Annotated in this window: 18 protein-coding genes; 8 read left to right on the top strand and 10 right to left on the bottom strand. The window is 45.1% G+C overall.

The features are described from left to right. Positions 1–34 precede the first annotated feature (34 nt). The 3 genes from QT990_RS02025 to QT990_RS02015 all read right to left on the bottom strand — a co-directional run bounded on the left by QT990_RS02025 (position 35) and on the right by QT990_RS02015 (position 4,185). Complete coding sequence (locus QT990_RS02025; RefSeq protein WP_333141339.1) at positions 35–2,131, bottom strand: tetratricopeptide repeat protein; 2,097 nt, start codon at positions 2,129–2,131, stop codon at positions 35–37. 18 nt (positions 2,132–2,149) lie between these two features. Further along, a complete protein-coding gene (locus tag QT990_RS02020; RefSeq protein ID WP_333141341.1) occupies positions 2,150–3,094 on the bottom strand; it encodes an Rpn family recombination-promoting nuclease/putative transposase in 945 nt (314 codons plus the stop codon). Positions 3,095–3,249: 155 nt separating this feature from the next. Continuing rightward, complete coding sequence (locus QT990_RS02015; RefSeq protein ID WP_333141343.1) at positions 3,250–4,185, bottom strand: NAD-dependent epimerase/dehydratase family protein; 936 nt, start codon at positions 4,183–4,185, stop codon at positions 3,250–3,252. Positions 4,186–4,446: 261 nt separating this feature from the next. On the opposite strand from QT990_RS02015, the gene dnaG reads away from it, so the two are divergent. Further along, on the top strand, positions 4,447–6,474 hold the full coding sequence (gene dnaG, locus QT990_RS02010; RefSeq protein ID WP_333141345.1) for a DNA primase: 2,028 nt from the start codon (positions 4,447–4,449) through the stop codon (positions 6,472–6,474). A 410-nt stretch (positions 6,475–6,884) separates the two neighbouring features. Here dnaG and QT990_RS02005 read toward each other — a convergent pair whose 3' ends face one another. The 3 genes from QT990_RS02005 to QT990_RS01995 all read right to left on the bottom strand — a co-directional run bounded on the left by QT990_RS02005 (position 6,885) and on the right by QT990_RS01995 (position 9,237). Further along, positions 6,885–7,403, bottom strand: coding sequence for an SET domain-containing protein-lysine N-methyltransferase (locus QT990_RS02005; RefSeq protein WP_333141347.1), 519 nt, complete (start codon positions 7,401–7,403; stop codon positions 6,885–6,887). A gap of 21 nt (positions 7,404–7,424) precedes the next feature. After that, the gene (locus tag QT990_RS02000) at positions 7,425–8,426 is read right to left on the bottom strand and encodes a DMT family transporter (protein WP_333141349.1); all 1,002 of its coding nucleotides are present in this window, start codon (positions 8,424–8,426) and stop codon (positions 7,425–7,427) included. Positions 8,427–8,721: 295 nt separating this feature from the next. Further along, positions 8,722–9,237 carry a pentapeptide repeat-containing protein gene (locus QT990_RS01995; RefSeq protein ID WP_333141352.1) on the bottom strand — a complete coding sequence of 172 codons (516 nt, stop codon included), beginning with the start codon at positions 9,235–9,237 and terminating at the stop codon, positions 8,722–8,724. 14 nt (positions 9,238–9,251) lie between these two features. Here QT990_RS01995 and QT990_RS01990 point away from each other — a divergent pair, with 14 nt between their 5' ends. Next, on the top strand, positions 9,252–9,845 hold the full coding sequence (locus tag QT990_RS01990) for a YraN family protein (RefSeq protein ID WP_333141353.1): 594 nt from the start codon (positions 9,252–9,254) through the stop codon (positions 9,843–9,845). A 342-nt stretch (positions 9,846–10,187) separates the two neighbouring features. Here the strand turns inward: QT990_RS01990 and QT990_RS01985 are convergent, their stop codons facing one another. Next, positions 10,188–10,577 carry a hypothetical protein gene (locus QT990_RS01985; RefSeq protein ID WP_006632408.1) on the bottom strand — a complete coding sequence of 130 codons (390 nt, stop codon included), beginning with the start codon at positions 10,575–10,577 and terminating at the stop codon, positions 10,188–10,190. A gap of 147 nt (positions 10,578–10,724) precedes the next feature. Here QT990_RS01985 and queA point away from each other — a divergent pair, with 147 nt between their 5' ends. Next, entirely contained in the window at positions 10,725–11,867 is a 1,143-nt protein-coding gene (gene queA / locus QT990_RS01980) for a tRNA preQ1(34) S-adenosylmethionine ribosyltransferase-isomerase QueA (RefSeq protein WP_333141355.1), read from the top strand. A 42-nt stretch (positions 11,868–11,909) separates the two neighbouring features. Here queA and rpmF read toward each other — a convergent pair whose 3' ends face one another. Next, positions 11,910–12,083, bottom strand: a complete 174-nt coding sequence (gene rpmF / locus QT990_RS01975) for a 50S ribosomal protein L32 (protein WP_006632406.1) — start codon at positions 12,081–12,083, stop codon at positions 11,910–11,912. Between the two features lie 176 nt (positions 12,084–12,259). Next, positions 12,260–12,736, bottom strand: a complete 477-nt coding sequence (locus QT990_RS01970) for a TM2 domain-containing protein (RefSeq protein ID WP_333141357.1) — start codon at positions 12,734–12,736, stop codon at positions 12,260–12,262. Between the two features lie 514 nt (positions 12,737–13,250). Between QT990_RS01970 and acsF the strand changes: the two genes are divergently transcribed. The 5 genes from acsF (at position 13,251) to QT990_RS01945 (ending at position 17,439) form a co-directional block, all read left to right on the top strand. After that, on the top strand, positions 13,251–14,327 hold the full coding sequence (gene acsF, locus QT990_RS01965; RefSeq protein ID WP_190738830.1) for a magnesium-protoporphyrin IX monomethyl ester (oxidative) cyclase: 1,077 nt from the start codon (positions 13,251–13,253) through the stop codon (positions 14,325–14,327). Positions 14,328–14,432: 105 nt separating this feature from the next. Beyond that, positions 14,433–15,020 carry a Uma2 family endonuclease gene (locus tag QT990_RS01960; RefSeq protein WP_333141360.1) on the top strand — a complete coding sequence of 196 codons (588 nt, stop codon included), beginning with the start codon at positions 14,433–14,435 and terminating at the stop codon, positions 15,018–15,020. Position 15,021: 1 nt separating this feature from the next. Further along, positions 15,022–15,444, top strand: a complete 423-nt coding sequence (locus tag QT990_RS01955; protein WP_333141362.1) for a hypothetical protein — start codon at positions 15,022–15,024, stop codon at positions 15,442–15,444. Positions 15,445–15,520: 76 nt separating this feature from the next. Beyond that, complete coding sequence (locus QT990_RS01950; RefSeq protein ID WP_333141364.1) at positions 15,521–16,045, top strand: hypothetical protein; 525 nt, start codon at positions 15,521–15,523, stop codon at positions 16,043–16,045. A 14-nt stretch (positions 16,046–16,059) separates the two neighbouring features. After that, positions 16,060–17,439 (top strand): site-specific DNA-methyltransferase, encoded by a 1,380-nt coding sequence (locus QT990_RS01945; protein WP_333464850.1) that lies wholly within the window; start codon positions 16,060–16,062, stop codon positions 17,437–17,439. 121 nt (positions 17,440–17,560) lie between these two features. Here QT990_RS01945 and QT990_RS01940 read toward each other — a convergent pair whose 3' ends face one another. Then, positions 17,561–21,226: a CHAT domain-containing protein gene (locus QT990_RS01940; RefSeq protein ID WP_333141369.1), complete on the bottom strand. Its 3,666-nt coding sequence runs from the start codon at positions 21,224–21,226 to the stop codon at positions 17,561–17,563. Between the last annotated feature and the right edge of the window lie 34 nt (positions 21,227–21,260).

Below are 21,260 nucleotides of genomic sequence, written 5' to 3'. Positions count from 1 at the left end.
ACAAACAAAGTCCGCCCACGCGGGTTAATAACAATTATTGTTGTTGTTCGGATTCTAGCGGGCTGCTTCCTAGCTGACTTTCTGCCCGCTTTTTTGCTTCCATTGCCGCTCCGTAATCCGGTTTGTAGCGAATTGCTTTGTCATAGGAGGCGATCGCATCTTCGTATCTTTTTACCGCCACAAGCGCATTGCCGCGGCTGTACCAGGCTTCCGAGTAGTCAGGCTTGACATAGACAGCTTCATTGTAAGAGACTAGCGCATCTTCGTACCGCTTTAAATTGGACTGAGCATTGCCTCTATTGTACCACGCTTGATATTCTTTCGGGTTTAAATCTAAGGCTCTGCTGTAACACTCAATTGCTTGTTCGTACTTGCGTAATTCGTGGTATGACCAACCTAAATTATACCACGCTTGATAATAATCAGGTTTTAATTTAACAGCTTTTTCGTAAGCTTCTACCGCTTCTTCATGCCTCCGCATTTTCAGGAAAGCGATGCCTTTACTGTACCAGCCTTGATAAAACTTGGGCTGAAATCGCACGGCTTTTTCGTAGGCTTCAAAAGCTTCTTGGTTTTTGTTTAATTCTAGGAAGACATTGCCTAAATTGTACCAAGCTTCATAATTATCGAATTTGATTTCAACTGCTTTTTGATAGGATTCTACGGCTCGATCGTACTGTTTTAATTTTTGGTGAGCTTGTCCGCGATTGTACCAGGCACGGTACAAATTGGGCTGAAATTTTACGGCTTTTTCGTAGGAAGTGATGGCCTCTTCGTACCGCTGCGAATCTAAGAGAACATCGCCTCTGCCTTCCCACGCTGCAGCATAGTCGGGCTGGATTTTCAAAGCGTTATCAAAAGATGCGATCGCCTCTTGAGACTGTTGCAACTTATCCAAAGCATAACCGCGTCCCGTCCAAGCTTCCAAGTATTCCGGCTTTAATTCTATGGCTTTATCATAAGCTGACTGCGATTCTTGGTATTTTTTCAATTCGTACAAAGTTTTGGCTTTTTCCTGCCAAACTTCCGCGTAGTCCGGTCTGAGAGTTATTGCTCGCTCGTAAGCTGCCAGAGCTTCTTCAAATCGGCTTAAATTGTAAAGAGTATTACCTCGGTTGTACAGGTCAGTTGCATTGGCCGCATTAAAAGTATTTACACCATAAATAGATGCTATAATACTGATGCCAATTAAACTGGCGATCGACAATATTTTTAAATACAGTTTTTTTCGGGATTTTACCGGCCCCTTCGCAGCAGCAACCGGAGGCAATACAGGAACTGTACCGCTGAAAGAATTTTTCAATTCTTTAATAGCTTGCAGCGTTTCGCTGGCACTAGAATAACGTTGCCTAAAATCGTACTTTACCATCTTATCTAAAATCTTCGCAAATTCAGGACTGACTGATGTTTTGTCCTGCCAAATAATTTCCTCTGTATCGGGGTTCCTTGGCATTTGGTGAGGATTTATGCCAGTGAGGAACTGAATTGCGATCGCACCGACGGCATAGATATCGCTGCTGAGTTTCGGGTTGCCGTGAGCTTGTTCGCTGGGCATATAACCGGGAGTACCGATGCTGACACTCAAGCTATTCTTGGGCTGAGGAGTGGTGATTTGAGTAGTAATTTCTTTGACTGCGCCGAAGTCAATTAAAACTAATTTTCCGTCTCTATCTCTGCGGAGGATATTGCGGGGATTGACATCGCGGTGAATCACATTTTGTTGGTGTACAAAGTCTAAAATTTCTAGAAGTTCTTGCAATATACAAATGACTGCATCTTCCTGCATGACTCCCGCAGTTCCCGGAGAAGCTTGCGTAATTTCTTGACTTAAATCGTGGCCTTCTATAAATTCTTGAACAAGATAAAATTCTTGATTTTCTTCAAAGTAAGCAAAAAGTCGGGGAATGCGATCGTGATTTCCCAACTTGTACAAAACTTGTGCTTCCGTATCGAATAAACGTCTTGCTACCTTTAAAGTTTCGGGATCGGTTGCGTGAGGTTTAAGCTGCTTGACGACGCAGAGGTGATTGCCTGGTAGCTGCTTATCTTCCGCTAAATAAGTTTGAGCAAATCCGCCGCCTCCCAAGTGACGGATAATACTGTAGCGATTGCCGAGTGTTATTCCAAGCATGAGATTTACCTAATATTCCTAGTCTTTTGGAGAATTAGCTTCCAACCAAGCTGTTAAATCTTCGGCATTAGAAAAATCTAACATGGCTTCTGCAAGATTCTCTAATTTGTCGATCGGCAATTGGCTAATGCGGCTTTCAATATCCGGGTTTATTTGACCTAAACGGCGACTCAGCAAACGCATAATTAACCCTACTTGTCCTTCTTGTCTGCCTTCTTGTCTGCCTTCTTGTCTGCCTTCTTGTCTGCCTTCTTCCCGACCTAAAGCCACTGAACCCTCTTGATCTTGAGCAAAAAACTCTTGCTGTTGTAATATGTTAAATTCCTCCTGTGTCAAACTAACTTGATTGGCAATTTCAAAGGCTTTCTGAATTTCCGGGACTGTGACCATTGTTTGAGGTACTTCATCCAAAGTGCCAGTAGTTTTGATAAAGTAAATCCACTTGTCCGTAAGAGTTTCCAGTCGATCCAATTCTTTCTTAAATTTTGGCAACTCTACAAAGACTAACTCAATGTCATTTTGTAGATAATCAGACAAGCGATTTCTTTCTTTGAAGACAAAATGCGAAATCACATCTTGCTCGCCGCGAAACATTTCAAAATCAGTGATAGTCAAAGCAATCACAGGTCGCAATTGCTTGTAGAGTTCTCCCCTTGTTAATTGGAGTGCATAGGTTTTTGCTGCATTGTACAAAACTCGCTTGCCAAATGCCTGTACCTTCAAAACTTGCATTTCAATAATCACAAATGTGCCGTCATTAAGTAGCGCTTTGACATCTAAGTAACTATTTTTAGCTCCGGCTACTTGAGGGCCAAGATAAGGATCGAGGATTTCTAAGCTTTTAATGATCGATTCTTCTTCATAGAGTATGGCATTTAAGAAACTAATCAAAATCTCTGTACTTTGGCTGGAGCCAAATATTTTTTTGAAGGCAAAATCCATTTTGGGATTGATAAATCTCATGTTATTTTTCTCCTTCGAGATTTGGACTTAACACGGCTGCAAACCTTACTGTGACAGTGTGTTTGCTATGTTTCTTGTTCCCTCCCCTTACTAAGGGGAGGGTTAGGGTGGGTGCTAGATTTTTGCTATTGAGATGCTCCCACTATAACTTAACTTCAAACGGCTTTCAAAATCTCGTCATCGACTGAAAAATCTATCTCAGCTTTGTCCCGCCCCGAAACTACATAATCATGCTGAAAAGAATCTTTCAATCCAGAAACTAAGTCAAATTCCGGCTGCCAGTTAAGATCGGTGACAGCTTTATTAACTGAAGCAAAAAAGTGCTGCAATCGCATTGGGAAAGCTTTCTTTTTGCCGAAGTCAAATTGTTTCGGATCGTAGTGTACAATCTTAATAGCATCAGGGGATTTGCCTGCCGCTTGAATGCAGGCGCGGGCTAAACCGTCAAAGGTGACAAATCGATCGCCCGAAACGTTGTAAATTTGCCCGATCGCCCTTTGGTTCCCCAAAACCGCCGCCATTGCTTTAGCCAAATCCTGACAGTGCCCCAACTGCGTGAAGTGCATTCCGTTACCGGGAATCGGAATCGGTCGATCGCGCACAATGCGATCGAAAAACCAAGCCTCCAAATCGTTATAATTTTGGGGGCCGTAAATGTAAGTCGGGCGAATCGAAGTCCAAGGCAAACCGGACTCGGCCAAGTAATTTTCGGTTTCGCATTTACCCAAATGCCGGCTTTTAGGATCGGTAGCGTCCCCTTCAATATGAGGCATTTGATCCGATTTCAAATAAACCCCCGCAGAGCTCATGTAAACAAAGTGCTGCACCCGCCCTTTAAATATTTCAGCTAAAGGCTTTGTATCGCTGAGTTCACGGCCGTTGTTGTCAAAAACCGCGTCAAACTCGACCGTCGATAACTTTTCTTGCAATTGTTCAACATTTGTGCGATCGCCCTGAATCTGTTTTACGCCCGCAACCGGTACAGGCTTGTTGCCCCGGTTAAACAACACCACTTCATGCCCTTGTGCTGCTAAAATCTTAGTAAGATAAACCCCAATAAACCGAGTACCGCCCATCATTAAAATTCGCATTATTTTCGATGCTCCTTACAGTTAGTGTAAATATCTTACAATAAAGTTATGCCCTAGGGCGTGTTTTCTATCCCCGGAGATCCCCCTAAATCCCCCTTAAAAAGGGTGACTTTGACACTGATTATTTCACCTTTTTAAGGGGGCTGGGATTTTGAATCTCATGAGAAATCACTCAGACTAGATAATTCATCCGTGTATCCGTGTCCTCATCCGTGTAGTGCTTTCCTTCTCCAATAATTTCAAGTTGCCTAAAATAGCCCTATGCAAGTTCCCCGGCTGCATCCAGAAACAATCGAAGAAGTCAAACAAAGAGCCGACATAGTAGACGTTATTTCCGGTCGCGTCGTCTTGCGGAAACGCGGGAAAGAATTCGTAGGTTTGTGTCCCTTTCACGACGAAAAATCTCCCAGCTTTACAGTCAGTCCCGGCAAACAAATGTATTATTGTTTCGGCTGCGGTGCCGGCGGCAATGCTTTTAAGTTCCTCATGGAATTGGAGAAACGCCCTTTCAGCGAAGTAGTATTAGAATTAGCTAAAAATTATCAAGTCCCAGTCAAAACAGTCGAACCAGAACACCGACAAGAATTGCAGCGGCAAATTTCTCTGCGGGAACAACTCTATGAAATCTCAGCACTAACAGCCAACTTTTACGAACACGCTTTGCGACAAACTCAAGGAGAAGAACCCTTAGCATATCTCAAATCAGAGCGCCAGCTAAGCGAAGAAACTATCCAACAATTTCAATTAGGTTATGCACCCCAAGGTTGGGAAGCACTTTACAGTTATTTAGTAGAACAGAAAAACTATCCGGCGCAATTAGTAGAACAAGCTGGATTAATTGTACCCCGAAAAAATGGCGGCAGCGGTTATTACGATCGCTTCCGCAATCGCATTATGATTCCCATTCGCGATACCCAAGGCAGAGTCATCGGTTTCGGCGGCAGAGCTCTCGGCGACGAACAGCCGAAATACCTCAATTCTCCCGAAACAGAACTCTTCGATAAAGGCAAAACTTTATTCGCCTTAGATACGGCGAAAACAGCCATTAGCAAAGCCGATCGCGCAGTGGTTGTAGAGGGGTACTTTGATGCGATCGCACTTCAGGCAGCCGGCATCTCCAACGCCGTCGCTTCCCTGGGAACAGCCTTAAGTTTAAACCAAGTACGGCAGTTATTGCGGTACACTGACTCCAAACAAATTATCCTCAACTTTGACGCCGACAAAGCAGGAACTCAAGCAGCAGAACGCGCTATTGGGGAAATAGAAAAACTCGCTTATCAAGGAGAAGTGCAACTGCGGGTGCTCAACATTCCCGACGGCAAAGATGCGGACGAATATCTCAAAACATACTCCCCAGAACAATATCGAGACTTGCTGGAAAATGCTCCGTTGTGGCTCGACTGGCAACTGCAACAAATGCTCGTCAATCAAGATTTGAAGCAAGCCGATACTTCCCAGCAAGTCACAAAAAAAATTATAAAATTATTAACCAATATCACAGACGACAATCAGCTAGCACATTATTTGCAAAAAAGCGCCGAAATTCTCAGCAAAGGAGATTTTAGACTCACAAAAATGCTCGCTGAAAACTTGCTCAATCAAGTAGTCAGCGATTGGGCAAAGCGGCAGAGTCAAGACGAATCATTGACAATGCCCCTGTTAATTAGAAACAAGCTGAAGCCGACCAAACAATATAAAAAGCAGCGTGCAAGCGGCGAAAACAAAAACTCAAAATCAAGCTTATCTGCCGTAGCCCGCAGTCTTTTAGAAGAAGCAGAAGCGCAATTATTGCAGATTTATTTGCACTGTCCCGAATACCGCCAAGATGTCAGAGAGGCAATAGAAGCTAGAGACGTGCAGTTTAGCCTTTCTCACCACAGATTTTTGTGGCACCAGATTGTGAATGCAGAAATATTGCACAAAATGTCTTTACAAGTAGCGCCTTCAGAGTTAATATTGAAATTGCAAGATAGCTTCATTGAATATCCGAATCAACTCAATCAAATCTCCCATTTATTTCACTTAAATGAGTTCTCAGAAAGAAACGTTTATCGCGCCCCTCTAGTAATTAGATCTGCCCTCGCCTGTATCGAGCAAATTATCAGCATGAAGCGCCGCCGGATTGCACTCAATATGTGGGAAAAAGCCAAGGCCGCTAGCAGTGGCGAAGAGGCTATAGAATATCACCAACTATTCTGTGCCGAACAAGAATGGCTCAAGGAATTAGAGCGGCTGCGTCAAGTTAATTTTTACGATTTAACATCCGTGCCTTGGGGGGGAAATTTCTAGAATTTCAGGACTTTAGTCCCTACTACGAACCAAAATCAGCTACCAACGAAACAGCCAGAAGATGGAAATGGAAGCAAACTTAGATGGGATATGCGATCGCCATTAGCATTGTTGTTGTTCGAGGATGACGAGTAGTTAGATCCTTGGGAGTCTGGTTCGGTGGTTGTCCAGGTTTAGTTTGCTACTCCGGCGAAACGGAAAGCTTCAACAAAGCTTACTTTGGAGAAGTTTCCCGTTCAAAGTTTTCGGACCTTAGTGACTAATTTATCGACGATGCTAAAAATCGAGTGCAGCCTAAACTAGCGGGTGTTTCAGTTAGTTTCGACCTGACGATGCCAACTCCTTTACAGCAGAAAGCCTTCGATTTGCTGGCGGTTCCGCTGACATTCTAGTCATGTATCCGGCGGGGGCTAAAGCCCGATCGCCTTACTGACGGGGGCAATACTAGGAACTTTAAGAGTACGCGGGGGAAGTTCCGTTTCAGGTGCCGTTACCTTGAGGTAATCGGCGATAAACTCACCATACTTTTTCCTGATTTCGTCAGGGAGAAATTTATATCCAAGGAGCTTGGATCGACATTCGGTGGAGCCACAACAACATTTGGGAATGTCAATGAAACTGTACTCTGTTGAAGAGTAATCCCAGGTAATCTCGCTTCCAGAAGGAATATCAACCAATGCCACGAAATCGTAGGCTCCGAATTGATTATTCCGAACCCCTGTGTTTGCGCTACAAGAATGATTGATCACTGATCCCGGTTCATCTGATTCTATATGCAGGTCAAAGTCCATCTGAAAGGTGTGAGTAGTTCTTTCGGGCAAGATATCGACTCGGCGTCCAACCACCACAGTCTCACCTTTACAGAAGTCTCGGCTGGCAAAAACGCCTCTACCTTTCTCTGTTTGCTGGATGAAAATATCGAAACCCATTTTCCTCACTCTTAATACCAATTACAAATCTAATTCTACTTCCACGAGGTTACTCGGAAGCGACGCTGGAGGGTTAATGGGCTCAGTATCCGAATCTGGCAGCGCTGCAACAATCGACTCGTTAACCTGTATTTCGCCATTCTGCTCAGTGCCCTGAGATTTGCTTTCACCAAAAACCATTGCCACCACTACAAGAGCTGCGCCAATCAGACCGCGTACTCCCAGTTTCTCTCCCAGTAGTAGAAACGAGAAAATCGCTGCGGAAATCGGCTCGAAAGTATACATGAGCGCCGTGTCCTCAGCCTTAACCCATCGTTGAGCTAATACTTGAAGCACAATCGTAGCAGCAGTATCAAATAAGCCAATATATAAAAGAATACCAAGATTCGCGCCAATTGCCTCCTGTTGTGCAAGCAGATCGGGAGCGGCCCAAATTAAAGAAAATATTGTTATCACCCAAAGCTGGATCGCAGCGAGTGGCAAAATGGGGTGGCGCAACGTGGTGGACTCAAGCTTAAGAATGTAGATCGAGTAGAGAAAAGCCATGCCCAACATCAACAGATCGCCGAGCACTAGCTGTTCACTCTCCCAACACATCACTCCAATGCCAAAGATGGCAAGTCCTGCGGCGAGGAAAGTTTTTGGGAACACCTGCCTACCTAGCAGTTGCCCTAGCAGAGGAACTAGGATGACGTTGAAACTGGCAATGAATGCAGCACGATCGGCAGAAGTCGTCTCAAGGGCAAGGGTTTGGAGGACTGATGCAGGAAACAGTATGAGTGATAAGAAGACTCCATCCCGTAGCAGGGAAAAATTCAGGAAGCGCAAATAGGGGGTAAACGGCAACGCTGCTATTACGTAGCGGGTTGCAAATATTGCAGAAGGAGAAAGACTGCTGAGAGCTCCCTTGATAACCGGATAGCTTGTACCCCAGATTAGGGTGACAAGGAGCAACACTGCTATACCCCAAGCATGGAGAGTGTTTGGCGATCTTTGAGAACCACTATTTAATTCTGTAGTCATTGAGTAGCCTAATTCATTAGCAATGGAACTAAATTCCGTTAGTTAACCGTCAAGAGGTTGACTAAAGTAATAAAATTCAATATTTTAAACTCGAATGCAGCCTAAACTAGCGGGTGTTGCAGTTAGTTTCGACCTGACGCCGACTCGTTTACAGCAGAAAATCTTCGATTTGCTGGGGGTTCCGCTGATATTGCAGTCATGTATCGGGCCGTGGCTCAATCCCGATCGCCCTACTGCCAGAGAGTTTACATGGAACTTACCCCGCACGCGGGGTAAGTTTTGTTTAATTAGCCTTTTAATAATCGCAAAAAAGAGTTTCGCGAGTATCTCTACCCGTCACCGGATTAGTACCTTTTGCCACTTTACAAAGTTTTTCTATCATATCGTCTCGCAGCAGTGTCTCTGTAAAATCAGCACCGTCAATAATAGCTCCTTCCAGCCTGGTATTGTAAGCGAAAGCACCCTCAAGGATAGCATTAGTTAAATTTGCTTTCATCATGCGAGCTAAATCTAAAGTAGCACCCGTGAAATTAGCGCCTTCAAAATTTGCCTCTTCCATATTGGCCGCAAAAAAGCTGACACCCCGCAAATCTGCCTTAGTAAAATTGCTGTTGCGAAGATTAGCTTTATTAAAACTGTCGTCAGTCAGAACTTGTCCACTAAAATCAGCCCCGACTAGGATTTCTTTGTCGTGATCCAAAGCCAAAGCAGGTGCGGGATTAATGCCGATCGCCCCAGCGGCAATTACTGCTAAAATAACAAAACTCAGCAAGAAAGTATAAATATGTTGGCGAATTCGAGAAATCATCATACAAGTTCAAGCTAATGGGCAGTCGTGACAGTTCAGAATTGAATTCTACCAGAAAGAGCGTCAAGCGTAGCTATCCCGTAGGGAATCGCCCGTTAGCCACCGCTGACTCCAATTGCCCCCAATCCCCCAACTCTAGGGATATCGGCACATTGGGAGAAAACTTAGTCGCCGAGTGGTTGCAGCAGCAAGGTTGGGAAATCCTGCACCGCCAGTGGCACTGTCGCTGGGGAGAGATTGACATCATCGCACTCGGAAGAGATGAAGAAAGCGCAAAAAACCAATTTCTTCCCAATCACCACTCCCCAACATTAGCATTTGTAGAGGTAAAAACTCGCCGCCAGGGAAATTGGGATGCTGGTGGAATGCTAGCTGTTAGCACAACAAAACAAGCCAAACTGTGGCAGACAGCCGAAATATTTTTAAGCACTCACCCAGATTTAGCAAATAATTCTTGTCGCTTTGATGTCGCCTTAGTCAGGTGCGAACCTTCACAACAAAACACTAAGCGAATATTACCACCATTAACTGCAGCGAACTCTCAATCCGCCGTTGCCGGAAACTACCGACTCACCCTGCAAGAATACATTCGCTCGGCTTTTAGCATTTAAAAGTATATAATTAAAATTTAGAGGGTAAAATCTCAAAGCAAGGCCACTAGGTAATTTTTAATTGTTAACTTGCCTAGGCTGTCGCGCATTTCTCTCTTGAGCTTTAACGGAGCTGAAAAAAGCGTTAAATCTTCTCCCGCTTTCCCCTTCTCTCCCTCTCCTGTTCTGTCATATAGCGATTCTCAAGCGTGGTGAGGTATGGGGGCTTTGTCCTATGCCCTATGCCCTATGCCCTATGCCCTATGCCCTATGCCCTATGCCCTATGCCCTATGCCCTATGCCCGCCAGAGCACCTCATGTTACTGAGAAAGGCTATAAGAGTTAATTTATATGCGTAGCAATCTAGGCGAGAGTTTCCGGGCAATATCCCAGACCCTTGACAAACTGCTGGCGAAAGGCTTCAATTTCCTTACGGTCAGGGCTGCCGTGACAAACCACGGCCACCTGGTAGCGGCGCATCACGCTCAGTGGCGACTGTCCGGTTTCCAAACTCCAAAGCGCCATTTGCAAGCGAATTTCAGGATCGTAAGGAATCCCGAGTTCGTTCATAAAAGCCCGAAAATCCCCGTGCATTTCTGGAGTTAAATATTGGCTCATTTTCACCTTTACCACCCAGCCGTCAATTTGGTGAATAACAGTGATAAATTGCAAGGGAAGATGATGAGCCGTGCGTAGGTAATCCACGACTCTCAGAGTAAGGCTAGTATTGGCGATGTAGTAGAGGTATTCCATAACGATCCTTCGAGCAAAGCTGATGCTACACCTCTATCATGGCGGGCTATACCCGCTGCCACAAGGGGAAAAGCACCCGACTTTGGATGGGGGTTTTTACCCAATTTGTTACCCAGTTGACAGATCGATCGCACAGGAATTCACTCGATGACAGAGATGGACTGGTCTTTGGACGGCTACGACTACGAACTTCCGCCCTCGCGCATTGCCCAAAATCCCGTAGTGCCGAGGGACAGTTCTCGCTTGCTGGCTGTAGATTCTCCCAGCAGCCACCAACACCGGATTTTTAGGGATTTACCCGATTTGCTGCAACCGGGCGACTTGCTGGTGCTCAACAACACCCGCGTGCTGCCAGCGAGGCTCTACGGGCACAAACCCAACGGCCCGGCTGTGGAGATATTGTTGATGGAAGAACGGCAGCACAACTGTTGGCTGGCTTTGGTTAAACCGGGGAAACGCTTAAAGTTGGGAGCAAAAATTGAGTTTGATCCCATCGCCCCTGCCTGTGAGGACTCGATCACAGATCCTTGCTGTTGCCGAACCGATGCCACGATGCCCCCCCATCGTCGTCGCTTGACTGCAACAGTTATAGACAGGGACGAGGCAACAGGGGGACGGCTGTTGGAGTTTGACATCCCCACAGATGAGAATCTGGCGAAGTTTTTGGACGAATACGGCCACGTACCCCTGCCGCCCTACATCGAAAATTCCCAAGCTTCAGCCGAACAGTACCAAACTGTTTATGCCGATCGACCCGGGGCGGTGGCGGCCCCCACAGCAGGCCTGCACTTCACCGAAGAATTGTTCAGCCGCTTGGAACAGCGGGGAATCGAAAAAACTTTTGTCACCTTACACGTCGGAGTAGGGACGTTTCGCCCGGTGGAGGTGGCAGACGTGACGGCTCACAAAATGCACGGCGAATGGGTGGAAGTACCCGCCGCCACCGTCGAGAAAATCCGGGAAACTCAAGCCAGAGGCGGGCGGATCATTGCGGTGGGTACAACAGCAGTGCGAGCTTTAGAGGGAGCAGCCGCCGCGAGTGGCGATTTTTCCTTGCAACCTTTTTGCGGCCCGACCAATTTGTTTATCTACCCTGGTTACAAGTGGCGGGTTGTAGAGGGGATGATTACCAATTTTCACTTGCCCCGCTCTACTTTGATGATGATGATAAGTGCGATGATTGGAAGGCCTCGGCTGTTGGATTTGTACCGAGAAGCGATCGAGCATCAGTACCGCTTTTATTCCTTTGGCGATGCCATGCTGATTTTACCAGCAGCAAAAAAGGATTGATCGATCGGGCATCGGGTTCGCCCCATGCCCGGTATGCCGTTTCTATTCTTCCTCCTCTTCTTCATTGCCGGGATACACGAAGCTGTTGGAACGCCCAGTCAGAACAGATTTGCCCAGAGACAGAGCTTTCTGAGCTGCCACTACAGCTTTGCGCTTCCATGTGGCCTTACGCATATTCTTCTTGGATTTGGAGGTTTTCTTCTTAGGGACTGCCATGACGCTAAATACTTTCTGCTTATATAGACAAACAAACATTCTAGCCGATTTTGTCGGCAATGCTTACTCGAAAAACCGCAACAACTGCTCGCTCAGCAATATCAAGTAGTAGGGTGCGTCAGCGATTAGCTTCTGGAAAAATAGACAAAATCCCCTAGGCAACGCACCCGCAGCAGCTAAAGTTCGTGAAAGTGGTAGATCACGACGCCAGTGACGGGATCGTTCTCGATACTCACATAACCGGTTTTGAGCAGTGCCGTGAAAGCCTCTTCCACTTCGGCAAAAGTAGCGCCGGTTGCCATCACCCCTTGGGTGACAGATAATCTTCCGTTCTTGGTATAAGCTGCCTTCAGGAGTTTAACCCCTAACTGGTCTGGAGTTGGCTTGGGGTATGTCGCGGCGATCGCCCCGCTGCTGGGATATAGGGGTATACCTTCGCGAGATACGCCGAGTTTGCCCCTGAGACTGGCATTGTGTTCGTCCACCATGTTCGGCAGCAACAGCAAATCAAACAATTGCCCAAACCCAAACAAACCAAAGGTAAACAGCCACAGCAAACCCGTACCAATCTTGCCGTTGTAGAGGCGGTGGAGTCCGAATGGGCCGAAAAAACAAGCTGCCCATAAAAGGTAACTAACACCTAAATTGCTCATTTTCTGACCGTCCTGCCTGATTATTCTAAGAATTGGAGTCCCTCTATACATTTTGTACTTTCTATCTCGTGTTTAAACAGCTTGACACCAGCAGATATTTGTGTATTGTCCGAAGTTATTGGTTATTTACTACCAATTCCCCAATTCCCCATGCCCCATGCCCATGCCCCATGCCCCATGCCCCATGCCCCATGCCCCATGCCCCATGCCCCATGCCCCATGCCCCATGCCCCATGCCCCAGGCCCAATGCCCCATGCCCCATGCCCCAGGCCCCATGCCCATGCCCAGTGAGTAATTTTGCGTAGCAATTCTTAACGCCAGCAACATATTTGCGCGGGCGAGAGCTTGGTAAACTGGAGGGCGTGGAAATTACAGCAGCTTAGACTTAGATTCCACACGGAGCGCCAAACCAAGCGCGCCGCCAGCGCTGGCCGGAAATACACGAGCGCGATCGCCCGCAGTACCCGACAATGGAAACAAGCGAGTAGTTATAAGCAGAAATCCAATAAAAATATGGTAGATTCCCTCAAAAAACCCACTTTTGAAGAACTGCGGCCGGGAGTGAAAGCCCCAGCCAAAGAAACTATTCTCACGCCGAGATTTTACACAACCGACTTTGACGAGATGGCCAAAATGGACATCTCGGTAAATGAAGCCGAACTAGAAGCAATTATCCAAGAGTTCCGCGTTGACTACAACAAAAACCACTTCGTGCGGGATGAGGAGTTCGCTCAATCTTGGGATCACATTGACGGCGAAAAACGCCAGTTGTTCATTGAGTTTCTAGAACGTTCATGCACCGCTGAGTTTTCTGGGTTCTTGCTTTACAAAGAATTGGGACGCAGGCTCAAAGACAAAAATCCAGTGCTCGCCGAGGGTTTCAACCTGATGTCCCGCGACGAAGCGCGGCACGCCGGATTCCTCAACAAAGCGCTGTCCGACTTTAATTTGTCCCTGGATTTGGGTTTCTTGACAAAGAGCCGCAGTTACACATTCTTTAAGCCGAAGTTTATTTTCTACGCGACTTACTTGTCGGAAAAAATCGGTTATTGGCGCTACATCACGATTTATCAGCACTTAAAAGCCCATCCTGAAGACCAGATTTATCCGATTTTCCGATTCTTTGAAAATTGGTGCCAGGATGAAAACCGCCACGGAGATTTCTTCGATGCGGTGATGAGAGCTCAGCCTCAGATGTTGAATGATTGGCGCGCTAAGCTTTGGTGCCGTTTCTTCTTGCTGTCAGTGTTCGCGACAATGTATCTCAATGATATCCAGCGCGCCGGTTTTTATCGATCGCTCGGACTCGATGCTCGCGAATACGACATCGAAGTGATTAAAAAGACCAACGAAACAGCAGGCCGCGTATTCCCTGTCATGCTTGACGTGAACAATCCAGAATTTTATGAACGCCTGGATATTTGCCTCAAGAACAATCAGCAGTTGACTGCAATTGTTGCTTCTAATACTCCGAAATTCTTGCAGTTCTTCCAAAAATTGCCTTTGTATCTGTCGAACGGCTGGCAATTAGTGAAGCTGTACTTCATGAAAACAATTGAATCACCTTCAGTACAGGGTGCTGTGCGTTAAGTTTTGATTTTTCATCCTCTGTGACGGCGGTTCTGCGACAAGCGGAGCCGCTTTTTTTGGATATAATGTTAGATTAGTCTTGATGGGCGTCGCTCTGAGGATATTATGGTTGTACAAACAGAAAAACGCTACTGCACTCCCGAAGAATATCTGCAATTAGAGGAAGCTGCGGAGTTTAAAAGTGAATACCGCGATGGAGAAATAGTGCCAATGACAGGTGGAACAACCAATCACAATGAAATCGCAGGTAATTTTTATGCCCGCTTTAAATTGACTTTGGGAATGCCGAACTATCGCGTGTATATGGGTGACGTGCGTTTGTGGATGTCGCAATATCGCCTTTACACTTATCCCGATGTCATGGTGATTTCTGGAGAGCCTGCTTATGAGGGCAGCGGTACGACTACGGTAACTAATCCGGTGCTGGTTGTTGAGGTTTTGTCAAATTCAACCAAAGATTATGACCGAGGCGATAAATTTCAGTATTATCGATCTATCTCCAGTCTTCGAGAATATATTATGATTGACCAATATAAATTTTATGTTGAACAATTTGCTAAGAATTCAGAAAATAAATGGGTATTAACAGAATATACAACGGCGGATGAAGTTATGACATTAAGTGCGATCGAGTTTCAAATTCAATTAAGCGAACTTTACCAAGGAGTTAATTTTGAGATGAAGGGTGAGTAATATGATATCGGGAAGACGCAACTCTTTTGCAGACTACAAAGCAGATGGACACAACTGGATCACCTTGACTGCCGGAGAATACTATCCCGATATATTGCAGGAGGCTTGCCAACTTTACGAACCTGTTCTAGTAATGTTTGGGCAATTACTCAGGACTTCTGAATCATCAGTGCGTCTATTTATACAGATTTCAGAGGTTCCCAGCACATGGATGCGAGTTCAACTTTTTAGGGTGTTTCGCAAGTATGTTAGCCCTGAGATTCCAGTTGAAATGCTCAGAAGGAAAAAAAAGACAGCGGATATTTGCAATCAGTTTGGAGCACGTTTTAGGTCTGTTCAAGAAGTTCAAGCTGCTTATATGACCAAGAATTTCAAAGGTGGTACCCGCCACGTGATTTATCCGTGGAATCAATCCAAAATCTAAAATCTAAAATCCTCAAGAAAGAGCATTTATCTCGCGCAAGTCAATCTAAAATCTAAAATCTAAAATCTAAAATCGATTGACTCGTCCAATTCCCGATGAGGCAATGTCGGCTCTATTGTGGGAATACAAAAGTCGCGGAAAAAAGGGATACGACTTAACTGAAAGATTTTTCTCCTTATTCCGCTTACACTTTCCCTACTTGGCAATCAGAGGGCCAGAGCGAGCTGGAAAAGATATCCTGATGGGAAATGTCTTCGTCAACTATCCCAACCCAAAACGTCCTGTTGATTTTGTGATTTACGATATTAATGAAAATGACTTGCTGGCAATAGGATTGGCAAGATATGATTCAGATAGAGGCGGTGCACAAGAAGACGACCGAACAGGTGGTTATCGTAGCTGCGCTGATGAAATCCTCAGTTATACACAAAATCATAACTTAAGAACTAAAGTAATTTTCCTGAATGATGGGCCTGGTCTCTTACTCGGATCGATGTGGGATGACTACGCAAATATTGAAAATAGCTGGCCAGATAAGATTATTGTATTGACACTGCGTATGGTTCCAGATCGGATTACAGTGGAATGGCTGCGTTCTTGAAAATAGGAGTGACAATGGCTACGGGTATTTCAAAAAAACAATCGCAGGGTGAAGCTGCATCTAATTTTAGTGAAAGCCCATTAAATAATAGCTTGGATGCGTGCTTTTCATATCCAGGAAAAGTGCCTGCAAGTGAAGTTTTAGACACTCATCAAGCTGAATGTGTAAAACTGTGGTCTAGCAATGAACAGCTATGTCTGGCAAATGAAAACCGTCTTTACTATGGAGATAATTTACCAATTTTAGCATCTTTACTTAAAGATAGTTCAGTAAAAGGTAAAGTAAGATTAATTTATATAGATCCGCCTTTTGCAACTAAAAGTGTGTTTCAATCACGTTCTCAGACTGAGGCTTATTCTGACTTATTAGGAGGGAACAGCTATATTGAATTTATTCGTCAGAGGTTGATACTCTTGAGAGAGTTATTAGCTGATGACGGCTCAATATATGTCCATCTTGATGATAAAATGGCCTTTTATATCAAGGTGATTATGGATGAAATTTTTGGTCAACGTAATTTTAGAAATTGGATTACTCGGAAAAAATGTAATCCAAAGAACTACACAAAAAAGACTTACGGCAATGTTTCAGATTTTATCCTGTTTTATAGTAAATCAGATACTTATGTCTGGAATCGTCCTGTTGAAGAATGGACAGATAAGCGCGCCAACAAAGAATATGAATACATTGAAAAGGAAACTGGACGGCGATATAAAAAGGTTCCGATTCATGCGCCTGGAGTGCGAAATGGCGAAACTGGAAAGTCTTGGCGAGGGATGAATCCGCCACCAGGAAAGCATTGGCAATTTCCACCTCAAACACTAGATGAAATGGATGCTAGAGGGGAAATATATTGGTCTGCAACAGGAAATCCCCGTCGCAAGATATATTTGGATAGCAGTAGCGGGATTCCCGTACAAGATATTTGGCTAGAGTTTCGCGATGCTCACAATCAGAATATTAAAATTACAGGTTATCCAACAGAGAAAAACCGCGATCTAGTTAGTAGAATTATTCGAGCTTCATCAAATCCTGATGATTTAGTGCTCGATTGCTTTGCCGGTTCGGGTACGACTTTGAGTGTTGCTTCGGAGTTTGGGAGGAGATGGATAGGAATTGATAATAGTTCTGAGGCGATCGCAACTACTTTGCGCCGTTTTGCTAAGGGTTGCGAACGGATGGGCGATTTTGTCAGCCAGCAAACATCCCTACACCAAAATCCATCGGATGACGAGTCTCGCCAATTATCGCTTTTTAACTTAGATGAATCTATATTTCAAGCTGAGTCTCCCTTAGAAAAAAGCGAGATGATTAATAACTTTGATCTTTATGCAACTGATTCGTTTGCTGGGGAACTAGAAAATATTGTGAGGCAATGGATAGAATGGCAGTAGCAGCGTACAAAAACAATCACAAAAAGCATTCTGCCACATCGCAAAAATTTGCTCGACTATTACCATATAAGATTTATCAGCAATTAACCTGACTTGATATCATAACTGTTTTCCCTAAAATTTATCGCCATTCCCCCTGAAGCGTAAAAGCCGCCCAATAATAAGGAGAACGCCACTCTTCCTGCTTCAACATTTCCAGTTGCGCCGCCCTCAAGGCTGCCGCTGGCGTTAACCCTTTTTGCAGCATTCCCTGATAGAAACTCGACATTAAGTTAGCCGTTCCTTCATCATCCACATTCCATAAACTCACCACAACTCGCTTCGCCCCAGCATACATAAATCCCCGCGTTAATCCTACCATGCCCTCGCCTTGAATGTTCTGCCCTAATCCTGTTTGACAGGCACTTAACACTACTAAATCTGCTGCTAATTTGAGATTGAAAATATCAGTCAGTCGCAGGAATCCGTTTAAAGGGTTGCCCTTTTCATCTATCAGCGACAAGATGATTCCTGATAGTTCCGGGTTAGTGCTATTCGCTAAACCGTGAGTGGCAAAATGAATGATTTTATATTGGCTTAAGTTCTGACTGGTTGCTGCGGCGCGGCTGGCTGCAAAATCCAAGGATTGGGTGCGAGAATTAGCTGGTACTAACGCTTGAATGATTTGAGCTTCTTGGCGAGTGAATTTTAAACGGTCAAACTGTACGTTATTGTCCCCTCTGGAGCGACTTAAACCGAGATTTGCTGATTCTACCGCTTGCTGAGTGGTGGCTGAAGAAGAATTTTTAACTCGTTCATCGTTAGGACTAAAAACTGGATCGGCGAGCATTGCTAAAGTCCGAGTTGGGGGTTGTCTGTCATTGTAGTTTTGTCTTAAGATTCCCAAGGTGGAAGCGGAAGGCAGCAGCACGATTTCATGGTCTACAATTAAAGGCGGATTCGGATTTTTACCGGGTGTTTCGGGGAGCGAGAGGGCGGCAAAGGGGAGGTAATTGAGAATGCCATCGCCAACAATCAGCAGGCGCTTTTGAGCGAGTTGTGCTGCTACGGGCTGTAAAATAATTTGACTAAGCGTGTTGTTAGCTTCAGCAACTCGATCGGGAATGTTTCGGTAGCGCGGGTTAGTCACAGCATTGCGGAAATTGCGGACGGCTTTTTCGATGTCAACCTGTTTGGGCAATTCATAACTGGTGATACTGGTTTTAGTCACAGCCCAGAGATAGCTACGATGTTTCCCTAAAGAATACTGGAGTAAAATGGTATTGTCATCGAGGATTTGTTGTTGAATCTGTGCCAGCGTTAGAGGTTGCGGTTGGGTGAGGGTGGCGTACCGGGGACTGGTGGAGCGGATTTGGGCTTGAATGTCCTGATATTGTCCTAGTAAAGTTTGCCGTTTTTGGTCTAATTCTACTTTTTCTGCGGGGGTATGATTGGGGCGGCTTAGAGTTTCGATTCGGCGTGTTTCTAAGGCATCGAGTTGCTGTTGTAAATTGCGTTCTTGCTGCAATAATTCCGGGGCGACACCTTGCCGAATATCGGCGTTTGCTTCTTGAAGAAGTTCGAGAAGGCTGCGGGCACGGGAACTTTCGCTGGCTTCTAAGGCTTTGCGATCGTAACCAGAGTTGGGATTGGTTTTGTGCAGTTCCATTAACAGGTCAATGTATAACTGGTAATAGTGTTGTACCGTGGCAAAGTATGAGATACGGAGTTCGTGGTTGGTAATTTTGGTGCGGAGGTTTTCGATGATTTTGATGGAGGTTTCAATGTCAGTGAGGGCTGCGATTAAATTGCCTCGATCGCCTTTGAGAATAGCCCTATTGTAGAGGGTGAGGGCTTCCCCAGGACGATCGCCCACAGTGCGAAACAGCGGCAGGGCTTGGTTGAAATATTCTTCTGCTTTCTCCAGTTTTCCCAATTCTGAGTAAGTATTACCTACATTGTTGAGGCTGTTGGCTTCTCCACGCCTATCGCCCGCTTTTTGTCTCAAATCGAGGGCTTGTTTGTAGTAGTCGAGGGCTGTTTGTTTTTCTCCCAAATCATAGTAGACTATGCCAATATTGTTGAGGATAGTGGCTTCCTTAGTCCGATCGCCCATAGCCCGGAATAAGGGAAGGGCTTGGTTAAGATACTCTTTTGCTTTCTGTTTTTCTCCCAAATCGTTGTAGGCTAAGCCGATGTTGTTGAGTGTGGTGGCTTCCGCAGTGCGATTGACCAAAGATCTATCGCTGTTTGCGGGTAGGTTCGAGATGTTGCTGAGGTTGATACTTGCTTCAGGGCGATCGCCCATTTCCCGAATTAAGGAAAGGACTTGGTTATAGTAGTCGATGGCTTGCTGTTTCTCTCCCAAAGCATAGTAGACGGCCCCAATGTTGTTGAGGATGAGGGCTTGCACAGGGCGATCGCGTATAGTCTGATGCCAAGAAAGAGCTTGCTTGTAGTAGTTCAGGGCTTGCTGTCTGTCTCCTAATCTATTAATAATGAAGCCGATTTGATTCAGCGTGTAAGCTTCGTCCTCCCAATTTCTAAGCATTCGATAAAGCGAACGCGCTGCATCAAACTTTTGCAAGGCATCCTGGTAAGATGCTGCTGTTTCCTGAGCCAATAGTCGCTTAGCTTCCTGAAGCAATCGCTCGGCTTCATCTGTTTTTTGATTTAATAGTTGTTGGTTTTTCTGAATTAATCGATCGGCTTCTCCATCCGGGATTTGATTTCTACTGAGATCGAGGGTTGTCAGATATACCAATCCCGCTAAAGGTTTGATATCTGCGATTTGATTTCTACTGAGGTCTAGGTTAGTTAGATTTGTCAATCCCGCTAAAGGTGTGGCATCTGCGATTTGATTTCTACTGAGGTCTAGGGTGGGCAGATTTGTCAATCCCGCTAAAGGTTTCACATCTGCGATTTGATTTGATGCGAGGAAAAGCACTATCAGATTTGTCAATCCCGATAATGGTTTCACATCTGCAATTTTATTGCCACTCAAATAAAGAAAGTTTAACTCAGTCATTCTCGATAAAGGTGTCACATCTACAATTTGATTAGATGCGAGGGACAGCCCTGTTAGATTAGTCAATCCCGCTAAAGGTTTTACATCTACGATTTGATTAGCTTCGAGGAAAAGCTCTGTCAGATTAGTCAGTCCCGATAATGGTTTCACGTCTGAGATTTGATTGAAATTGAGGACGAGATATCTCAGATTAGTCAGTCCCGATAAGGGTTGCACATCTGTTATTTGATTTCTACTGAGGTTGAGCCTTCTCAGATTGGTGAATTTTGATAATGGTTTGATATCGACTATTTGATTGTCAGCTAGGTAAAGTAGTGTGAGATTAGTCAGTCCCGATAATGGTTTCACGTCAGAGATTTGATTGGAAGTGAGGGTGAGAAATCTCAGATTAGTCAGTCCCGATAAGGGTTGCACATCTGTTATTTGATTTCTACTGAGGTTGAGTTCTCTCAGATTGGTTAATTTTGATAATGGTTTGATATCGACTATTTGATTGCGAATTAGGGAAAGTTCTGTGAGATTAGTCAGGGTTTTTTGAGCGCGATCGCACTCTTGTGTTTTTGCTTTTGATAGCAACACCTCCACCGTATGTCTGGCTTCAGGGGTCAAATTCTCTTTGTGGGTACAGAAATCAGCAAAACTTTCAAATGTCTGGGGAGTTGGCGCGGCGGCAGATCCCATCAGGATAGTCGCACCTACAGCTAACCCCCAACGCCCCCAAGTCGAAAGTATGGGATTCATAAGCACTCGCTCAAAAAAGACATGATTAGCTGCTATCATAATCTATCGCACCTTGTGATGCACCCTTTTCCTT

The organism is Microcoleus sp. T3_B1 (assembly GCF_036700445.1).
Taxonomy (GTDB): domain Bacteria; phylum Cyanobacteriota; class Cyanobacteriia; order Cyanobacteriales; family Microcoleaceae; genus Microcoleus.
The sequence above is the reverse complement of the archived record's forward strand: the minus strand, read 5'-3'. Positions and strand labels throughout refer to the sequence as shown.